Origin of the sequence: Stenotrophomonas sp. MH181796, assembly GCF_009659995.1 — a bacterium.
Taxonomy (GTDB): Bacteria; Pseudomonadota; Gammaproteobacteria; order Xanthomonadales; family Xanthomonadaceae; genus Stenotrophomonas; species Stenotrophomonas riyadhensis.
The window spans coordinates 467,001-475,844 of the sequence record NZ_RAHU01000005.1; the positions used below are offsets into that span (position 1 = coordinate 467,001).

The 8,844-nt window shown below is 65.6% G+C and carries 6 protein-coding genes; all 6 read left to right on the forward strand.

What is annotated here, in order from left to right:
- The first annotated feature begins 19 nt into the window (after positions 1 to 19).
- A complete protein-coding gene (gene tssH, locus D5301_RS15165; RefSeq protein ID WP_267463609.1) occupies positions 20 to 2,338 on the forward strand; it encodes a type VI secretion system ATPase TssH in 2,319 nt (772 codons plus the stop codon).
- Positions 2,331 to 2,840 carry an AAA family ATPase gene (locus D5301_RS24395; protein ID WP_267463610.1) on the forward strand — a complete coding sequence of 170 codons (510 nt, stop codon included), beginning with the start codon at positions 2,331 to 2,333 and terminating at the stop codon, positions 2,838 to 2,840. The genes tssH and D5301_RS24395 overlap by 8 nt, the downstream gene beginning before the upstream one ends.
- Before the next feature lie 22 nt (positions 2,841 to 2,862).
- Positions 2,863 to 3,213 carry a hypothetical protein gene (locus D5301_RS15170; protein WP_008268344.1) on the forward strand — a complete coding sequence of 117 codons (351 nt, stop codon included), beginning with the start codon at positions 2,863 to 2,865 and terminating at the stop codon, positions 3,211 to 3,213.
- A 120-nt stretch (positions 3,214 to 3,333) separates the two neighbouring features.
- Positions 3,334 to 6,063, forward strand: a complete 2,730-nt coding sequence (locus D5301_RS15175) for a type VI secretion system Vgr family protein (protein ID WP_153856124.1) — start codon at positions 3,334 to 3,336, stop codon at positions 6,061 to 6,063.
- Position 6,064: 1 nt separating this feature from the next.
- On the forward strand, positions 6,065 to 7,036 hold the full coding sequence (locus D5301_RS15180; RefSeq protein ID WP_110712660.1) for a DUF4123 domain-containing protein: 972 nt from the start codon (positions 6,065 to 6,067) through the stop codon (positions 7,034 to 7,036).
- Positions 7,023 to 8,844, forward strand: a 1,822-nt coding sequence (locus tag D5301_RS15185; RefSeq protein ID WP_324187330.1) for a T6SS effector BTH_I2691 family protein, incomplete at its 3' end; no start/stop codon positions are given. The genes D5301_RS15180 and D5301_RS15185, both read left to right, overlap by 14 nt.

Consider the following 8,844-nt stretch of genomic DNA (forward strand, 5'->3'; position numbering starts at 1 on the left):
AAGGAGTGCGCGTTTCCGCATGAGCATCAACCTCAAAACCCTGATCAGCAAGCTGGACGACACCTGCCGCCAGGCGGCCGAGCGCGCTGCGAACCTGTGCATGGCGCGCGGCAACTACGAGGTCGACCTGGAGCACCTGTTCCTGGCGCTGCTCGAGCAGCCGCAGAGCGATTTCGTGTTGATCGCACGGCGCAGCGGCATCCTGCCCGAGTCGCTGGAGCGCGATCTCAATGATGAGATCAGCCAGTTCAAGACCGGCAACAGCCGCACGCCGGTGTTCTCCCAGCACATTCCGAAGCTGTTCGAGCACGCCTGGCTGATCGCCTCGCTGGACTCGGAAACCACCCGCATCCGCAGTGGCCACCTGCTGCTGGCGCTGCTGACCGAGCCCGATCTGGCCCAGTTGGCCTATCGTGGCTCGAAGCTGTTCGTGCGCTTCAAGCGCGATGAGCTCAAGCACGACTTCGCCAAGCTCACCGAGGGCTCGCAGGAAGCGGTCCAGACCGTGCGTTTCGCCGATGCTTCGGCCGGTGGTGAAGCCGGCGAGGGCGACGACGCGGCGCCGGCTGAGGCCAAGGGCGGCCTGTCGAAGACGCCGGCGCTGGATCAGTTCACCTCCAACCTGACCCAGCGTGCGCGCGAGGGCAAGATCGATCCGGTGATCGGCCGCGATGGCGAGATCCGCCAGGTGATCGACATCCTGATGCGACGCCGCCAGAACAATCCGATCCTCACCGGCGAAGCCGGCGTCGGCAAGACCGCGGTGGTCGAGGGCCTGGCCCGTCGCATCGCCGACAAGGATGTGCCGGACGTGCTGCAGGGCGTGGAGCTGCACACCCTGGACATGGGCCTGCTGCAGGCCGGTGCCAGCGTCAAGGGCGAGTTCGAGAACCGCCTGAAGAACGTGATCGACGAGGTCAAGAAGAGCCCTCACCCGATCATCCTGTTCATCGATGAAGCCCACACCATGATCGGTGCCGGCGGCACTGCCGGCCAGAACGATGCAGCCAACCTGCTGAAGCCCGCGCTGGCGCGTGGTGAACTGCGTACCATCGCTGCCACGACCTGGAGCGAGTACAAGAAGTACTTCGAGAAGGACGCCGCACTGGCCCGTCGCTTCCAGGTGGTGAAGGTCGAGGAACCGAGCGAGGCACTGGCCGCGGCGATGCTGCGCGGCATGGTCGGGCTGATGGAATCGCACTTCAACATCCGCGTGCTGGATGAGGCGGTGACCGAGGCGGTGCGCCTGTCGCACCGCTACATCAGCGGTCGCCAGCTGCCGGACAAGGCGGTGAGCGTGCTCGATACCGCGTGCGCCAAGGTTGCATTGGGGCAGAGCGCCACGCCGGCCATCATCGAAGACACCCGCAAGCACCTGGACCGCCTGCAGGCGGAGATCGGTGCACTGCAGCGCGAGACCGCTGGCGGCAGTGACCAGCATGGGGAGCGCCTGGCCGAACTGCATGCGCAGCAGGCCGAAGCGCAGGCCGTGCTGGCCAGCAACGAAGAGCGCCTGGGCCGCGAACGTGACCTTGCCGGCCGCATCGCCGCACTGCGCCAGCAGATGGAGCAGGGCGAAGCCGCGTCGGGCGAGGCCGAGCCGGCCAGCGACGAGGGCGACGGTGATGTCGCCGTGGCCAAGCCGGCCGCCAAGCGTGGCAAGGCCAAGCCGGAGCTCTCGCCGCAGCACGCCGAACTGGCGCGGTTGCAGGCCGAGCTGCGCGAGCTGCAGGGCGAGACGCCGATGGTGCCGCTGCAGGTGGATGGCACCGTGGTGGCCGAGATCGTCTCGGCGTGGACCGGCGTGCCGCTGGGCCGCATGGTCAAGGACGAGATCCGTACCGTGCGCACGCTGGGCAACCTGCTGGTCGAGCGCGTGATCGGCCAGGATCATGCGCTGGATGCGATCGCACAGCGCGTGCGTACCGCCACCGCCAAGCTGGAAGATCCGAACAAGCCGCGCGGCGTGTTCATGTTCGTCGGCCCGTCCGGTGTCGGCAAGACCGAGACCGCACTGGCGCTGGCCGACATCCTGTACGGCGGCGAGCGCAAGCTGGTCACCATCAACATGAGCGAGTACCAGGAAGCGCACAGCGTGTCCGGCCTGAAGGGCTCGCCGCCTGGCTACGTCGGCTACGGCGAAGGTGGCGTGCTGACCGAGGCCGTGCGCCGCAATCCCTACAGCGTGGTGCTGCTGGACGAAGTCGAGAAGGCCCATCCGGACGTGCTGGAGATGTTCTTCCAGGTGTTCGACAAGGGCATGATGGATGATGCCGAAGGTCGTGAGATCGACTTCCGCAACACCCTCATCATCCTCACCTCCAACNATGATGGATGATGCCGAAGGTCGTGAGATCGACTTCCGCAACACCCTCATCATCCTCACCTCCAACATCGGCTCGTCGCAGATCATGCAGGCCTGCCTGAACAAGCCGGCCGAAGAGATCCCGGGTGCCGAAGCGCTGTCCGATGCGTTGCGCCCGGTGCTGATGCGCACCTTCAAGCCGGCCTTCCTGGGCCGCCTGAAGGTGGTGCCGTACTACCCCATCAACGATGACGTGCTTGCGCAGATCATCACGCTCAAGCTCGGCCGCATCCGCGACCGCGTCATCGCCAACCACAAGGCCACCTTCAGCTGGGACGACAGTCTGGTGGAGGCCGTGCTTGCGCGTTGCACCGAAGTGGACTCGGGTGCGCGCAACGTTGACCACATCCTCAACGGAACCCTGCTGCCGGAAATCGCCGAGAGCGTGCTGGCGGCAATGGCCGAGGGGAACCGGATCAACGCCATCAAGGTCACCGCCGGCAAGAAGGGTGACTTCAAATACAAAGTGTCCTGACACTGAGCATAAGGAGAACGCTATGGAATTCTATGGATTTGACCGCGAAGCCGCCCTCAACCACTGCGACAGCCTGGAACTGGGCCTGGGTCGTGAACTGGACCGTGTGCGTGCCTGGAACCGCCTGCGCCCCGAGCACGTGATCGAACTGCTGGACACCGCCGTGCCGGCCGCCCGCCAGGATGCACGCAACATCGCCGCGCAGATCAGCCGCGGTTCCTGGCGCATCCACATGGATGCCCCGGTGGTCGGCAAGCCGCAGCTGGTGAGCAACGTGCGCGAACTGCAGATCACCGCCGGCGGCCGCGACTACCGCCTGAAGATCAGCGAAGGCGTGCGCCTGCAGCTGGAAGAGATCGTCCAGGCTGCCTGATGGCCGTGCGTGCCTGTCGCCCCTGCAGGGGCGCAGGCCGCGCGGAAGCGGGAAGCGGAGTACACCGATGCGCATGCCGCATGCAGACCACCTTGAAGCACGGGAAGCCGGGGAAGCACCATGGATCTGGTAAACAACCTGCGGGCCGCGCTGGCCGGCCCTTCGCACGCACAGCGCTTCCTGCGGCTGCACACGTCGCTGGGCAGCGATGTGCTGGTGGCCGAAACCCTGGATGGCGTCGAGCAGATCGACGGCATCGGTTTCCAGTGGACGATCACCGCCCTGTCGTTGGACGCCGGCCTGCAGTTGGCGCCGCTGATCGGGCAGGGCGCGCTGCTGCAGCTGCAGCAGGCCGACGGCAGCCTGCGTCCGCTGCATGGCCGTATCACCGCCGCCGAGCGGCTGGGCAGCAATGGCGGCCTGGCCCGCTACCGGCTGCGCCTGCAGCCGTGGCTGGCGTTCCTCTCGCAGCGGGTGGACAGCTACGTCTTCCACGACAAGACCGTGGTCGAGATCATCGAGGACCTGTTCGCCGACTACGGCGGACTGGCACCGGCCTGGCGCTGGTCGCTGGGCGACGCCAGCCAGTACGCGCGGCGCAGCCTGACCACGCAATACCAGGAAAGCGACCTGGCCTTCGTCCAGCGCCTGCTGGCCGAAGAGGGCATCTATTACTGGTTCGAACATGCCGGCGAGCCCGGCAGCGCGGACTTCGGCACGCACACCCTGGTGCTGGCCGACCACAGCCATGACACGGCCGAACTGGGCAGCGTGCGCTTCCACCGCCGTGACGAGAGCGAGCGCAGCGACAGCGTGCAGCAGTGGTCGACCGCGCACCGCTGGCGGCCGGGCAAGGTCGAGCGCGCGACCTGGGATTACCGCACGCTGGAACGCCGCCAGGCCAGTGCCGAGGCCGGGCAGGGCAACGACCTGGGCATCGTCGACCGCGACACCTGCGGCCCGTATGGCTGGCAGGACAACGCCCGCGGCCAGCGTCGCGCGCAGCAGCACCTGGATGCGCTGCGCGTGCGCGCGCACACGATCGAAGGCGCCGGCCAGTGGCGAGTGCTGGCGCCGGGCGCGCGCCTCGGCCTGTCGCAGCATCCCCAGGTGGACGAGGATGCGTCGTTCCTGTGCCTGTCGGTGCGGCACCAGGCGCGCAACAACCTGGATGCCGACGTGTTCGACGCGCTGGAACAGACCCTCGGACCGGCCAGCGTCACCGTACCGACGCTGCCTGGCGCACTGTCCGGGCTGGCCTATGGCGATGTGCCCGATGACGTGTCCGCCGCGTTCTACGACAACCGCTTCGTGGCCATTCCCTCCGAGGTGAGCTACCGGCCACAGACCGGGGACGGCCATGGTGCACACCTGCATCCGCGGCCGACCATCACCGGCACGCTCAGTGCCATCGTGGTCAGCGACGGTGACCCGCTGCTGTCCGACCGCGACCACCGCATCAAGGTGCAGTTCCCGTGGCAGCGCGGCGGCAACGCCAGCAGCGGCCTGGCCCACCCCGGTGGCGATGACAATGCACCGGCCAACGGTGGCGCCTGGACCTGGGTGCGGGTGATGACGCCCTGGGCTGGCGACAACTGGGGCGGCGTGGTGCTGCCGCGCCGTGGGCAGGAAGTGCTGGTGGCGTTCCTGGAAGGCGACATCGATCGCCCGGTAGTGGTCGGCGCGGTCTACAACGGCCGTGGCCAGCAGGATGCGCAGCACAACCAGATCAACGGCGGTGGCGCCAACGCCACCGGCAACGCCGCCGCCTGGTTCGAGGGCAACGACCACGCGGCGGTGTATACCGGCTTCAAGAGCCAGGCGCTGGCCGACAGCCAGGGCGGTACCGGCGGGTATCAGCAACTGCGCTTCGACGATACGCCCGGGCAGGGCCGCGCGCAGCTGTCCACCACCCAGCACGAGACCACGCTCACCCTGGGCCACCTCAAAGGGGGCCAGGACAACGTGCGCGAGGGCGAGCGAGGCTTCGGCGTGGAGCTGTCCACCCAGGCCCAGGGCGCGCTGCGCGCCGGTCGCGGGCTGCTGCTGACCACCGAGCAGGGCGCGCCGCAGATGGCGGCGCCGCAGGCACTGAGCCAGCTGCAGGAAAGCCAGCAGCTGCTGCAGCAGCTGGCAGAATCGGCCGCCAACCAGCAGGCGCAGCTGCCGAGTGACCCGAAAGAGCTGCCGGTCGATACCACCCTGACCGAGCTGCAGGAAGCGCTGCGTGCCACCCACAGCGGCAGTGCTGCGGGCAGCATCGCGGGCGGCGATGGCGAAGCGCCTGGCTGGAGCGCACCAGTGCTGCTGGGCAGTGGCGTGGCCGGCGTGTTGAGCCTGACCCCCGCCGACCAGGTCTGGGTGAGCGGCACCCACACCACCCTGGCCAGCGGCGTGGCGCTGAACTGGATGACGCAGGGCTCACTGACGATGGCCGTGGCCGGCGGCCTGGTGCTGTACACCGCGGGCGTGCAGCCCAGTGGCGAAAGCCCGAACCAGGAGCGCGGCATCGCGCTGCACGCGGCACAGGGCAAGGTGAGTGCGCGCGCGCACAAGAACCAGGCGATCGTGGCGGCCAAGACGCAGGTGCGCATCGCCAGTACCGAAGCGGACGTGCAGCTGTCGGCGCCGAGCAAGCACCTGCTGGCGACCGCGGCCGGCGCCTACATCCGCATCGAAGGCGACAACATCGAGCTGGGCGCGCCGGGGAAGGTGGAGTTCAAGGCGAGCCAGCGGGAGTGGGTGGGGCCGGCGAGTGTGGCGGGGGAGCTGGCGGTGCCGTCCGGTGACCTCAAGGCGTGCCCAACAAAGGACAGCGAGCTGGCAACTGCTGGCGCTGCAGTTATCTGAGATGATTCATCACTCACTTGAGTCGTTGGTCCGGGACGTCGGCGAAAGGCTGCACGGAGTACGTCAGCCGCGTTGGGCCGCTGCAGTCATTGATCCATTCGTACACGATCCATTTGATGATGGGTTCTTGGCGGACCTGGGCGCAGCAAAAATCAGAATCAATGTGCCGCTCCGTGACAGGGTGTCATCCCGCCTTCCGTACCTCCTTCTGCTGGAAGCCACGTCTCATGGCGTCGCGTTGCTGCACACCACCTGCCTTGAAGCGCTGGAAGAGCAACGGGACTCTGAGCGTGAAGCGGAACATGGATTCGCTATCGGGCCGTGGATTGGCTTCGACTCAGATCCCGACGAAGTCGTCAGACATTGGGCCATGATCTGTACGATACGGGTTGCAGGACAGGGGCGGAGATACCTTCGCCTGGCGGACCGGCGGGTACTGAAGTGGCTGTGGCGCCGCCTGGACGCAGCCCAGCAGGCATTCATGGCAGGGCCCATGACGCAGATCCTGGTGTTGGGGCGAGATTCGAGTGTTGCTGAACTCCACGTGCCAATGACACCACGGGGGGAGCGCAGTGAGCATCTTTGGAATTTCGATGTGACCATGCTTGACGACTGCGAAGCTGTGCAGAGCATGCTCAGAGGATGGGCGCGGTTTGCGCCCGCCCTGCCCCAGAACTACCTTGAGCTGGCCGAGTTCGCACTTTCCGAGGCGCGGGCGGCTGGAGCACAAGGGCTGCATGACCAAGTGCTGCTTGGAGCGTACGCATTGCAGGTAGACAATCATGTTCTTAGGTCACCAGAGCTTCGGAACCTTGTAGCCGCATCGCAGGCGCAGGGCGCGAATCTTGCTCTGGCACTTTCTGCAGTTCCCGATAGCAGGTGGGATGCCATGGCCATGTCTGTAAGGCAGGGCGGATCCGGCGCACGCCATCTGGAGACCACTCAAGGAGAGAGAAGCTATGGCTTCAGGTGATAGCAATCGATACTCAAGCAACGCCATCAGCGCGGCCAGGGGAACCAAGGCGTGCAGCGCTGGTGGTTGCCCGTCATGCGTCAAATCCGGATTGCCCGTGCTGCTTACCCGGCCGGGGTTGGCGGAGGCACGATACGCCGCTCGATCAAGCGTGCAGACACGCCAATTGATGGCTGGGCTTTCTGCGCCGGACCTGAAGTTCTCCGACTATGTCATGCGTACGCTGAGGACGGGGTACGTCTACGTCTACTATCAGACTTCAGAGATGCATGCGCTGATTGGTGGGGACGGGTGGGAGGCCTACGCAGTTGACGAGGCGGGCTATGTCAGCCCGATTCCGTTGGAGAATCCGCCCCTGCCAGAGGAAATGCCGCGCTTCAGTTGTGAGCGTGCGGCAGGCTATGCCGCCGCCATGCTGATCAACATCAAGGAGCCTTCCAAAGCGGGCGAGGTCTGGGTAGGTTTCAGCGAAGTGCCGCTGTCCCTGAAGGTAAGGCAGAACTACGCTGCAAAGCCGGAACTCCTGAATCAGCGCTTTACCCGGCTGAACGCGTCCAACGGTCAGAGTGACCGTGTGCTGGCGCTTTCGGATGGGGCGATCCAGGGGGCAATCGTGGACTACGACGTTGAGCGTGGTCGCATGCTTGAAGGTCTGCGCGGAAATCCTCATCGTCCCGGGCAGGTAGCGCTCGACAGGGATGGCAAGGTCCCGGAGAAGCCTGCTTCTGAAGATGCCCAGACCGAAGAGCGGCGCGAATCCGCAAAGGACGTTGCAGCAGCGGCTGCCGCAATCGCGGCTACCTCCAAGGATCCGGCCGCCAAGCGGCCGTTGATCCTGGGTGTCAGTGACCCGGTTGGCATGGCCCATGAAGCCGCGCACCTGCGATTGACCTTGCCCAGCAAGGCTGTGAAGTGGTTGATGGCGCAAAGGGACGGTGCGCGGCGCCTGCAGACAGCTGTGACGCTGGTGGGCGTCCAGCAGATGCTGGTCGAGCAGGCCAGGGTCCGCGAGGCCGACTTCCGTGATCGCAATCCGCCGGCGATGTCCGCAATGGATCTTCGGGCGGAAATGATCACGAAGGCTGAATTCGAGGCCCGGCAGAAGGCTGGCATTGTTCCGTCGTCTGCGAGTTGGTCGCCGATCGCTATTCCGATGAGCGGTCCTTGGGGCAGCGGCGTGGCCTCGAGCGGGCAGAACGGCTACGGCAACGTGAGCGTGCCCGGCGGTGCCTTCGAGGCCGATGCACTTGAGCTTATCGAGAAGATCAAGAAGAAGGCGTCAGGCCGGACGCGTGACACCGTCACCGGGAAGTGGTTGGGCTGGGAGGATTACCTGAAGGAATTCGGCAGGTTCTCCACCGAAGACAAGGCGCTGCGCAAGCGGATCCAGGGGGACCATCGCGATCTTCTGTCGTGGAATGGCCGCAAGCTGATCACCGAGTTCGACTTCGATGAGACCAGCCCGGCCGATGGCATCTATTACAGCCAGGTAGTTGCGAATCTGTTGCATGGTGGGCCCATCGACGATGAAGCAGTTGCATGGTATGCAGACTTCGTGAAGGATGATCCAAGCAACAAGGACAACCTCCTGGTCAGGGCAATGCTGGGCAATCAACAGGATAGTTTTGATCAGTTTGCCGCGTGGAGTGTGGAAGAGGGGCAAAGGAACAAGGCGACCGACATTCTCAATAATCTGCTTGATCTGGCCGAGAAGCTCAGCGAGTCCAACCAGGGAGGGAAAGCTTCCGCGCTGGCCGTGAAGCATGTCGGTACGCTGCGGGTGCTTGCACGTGCATATGCCAGCCCGT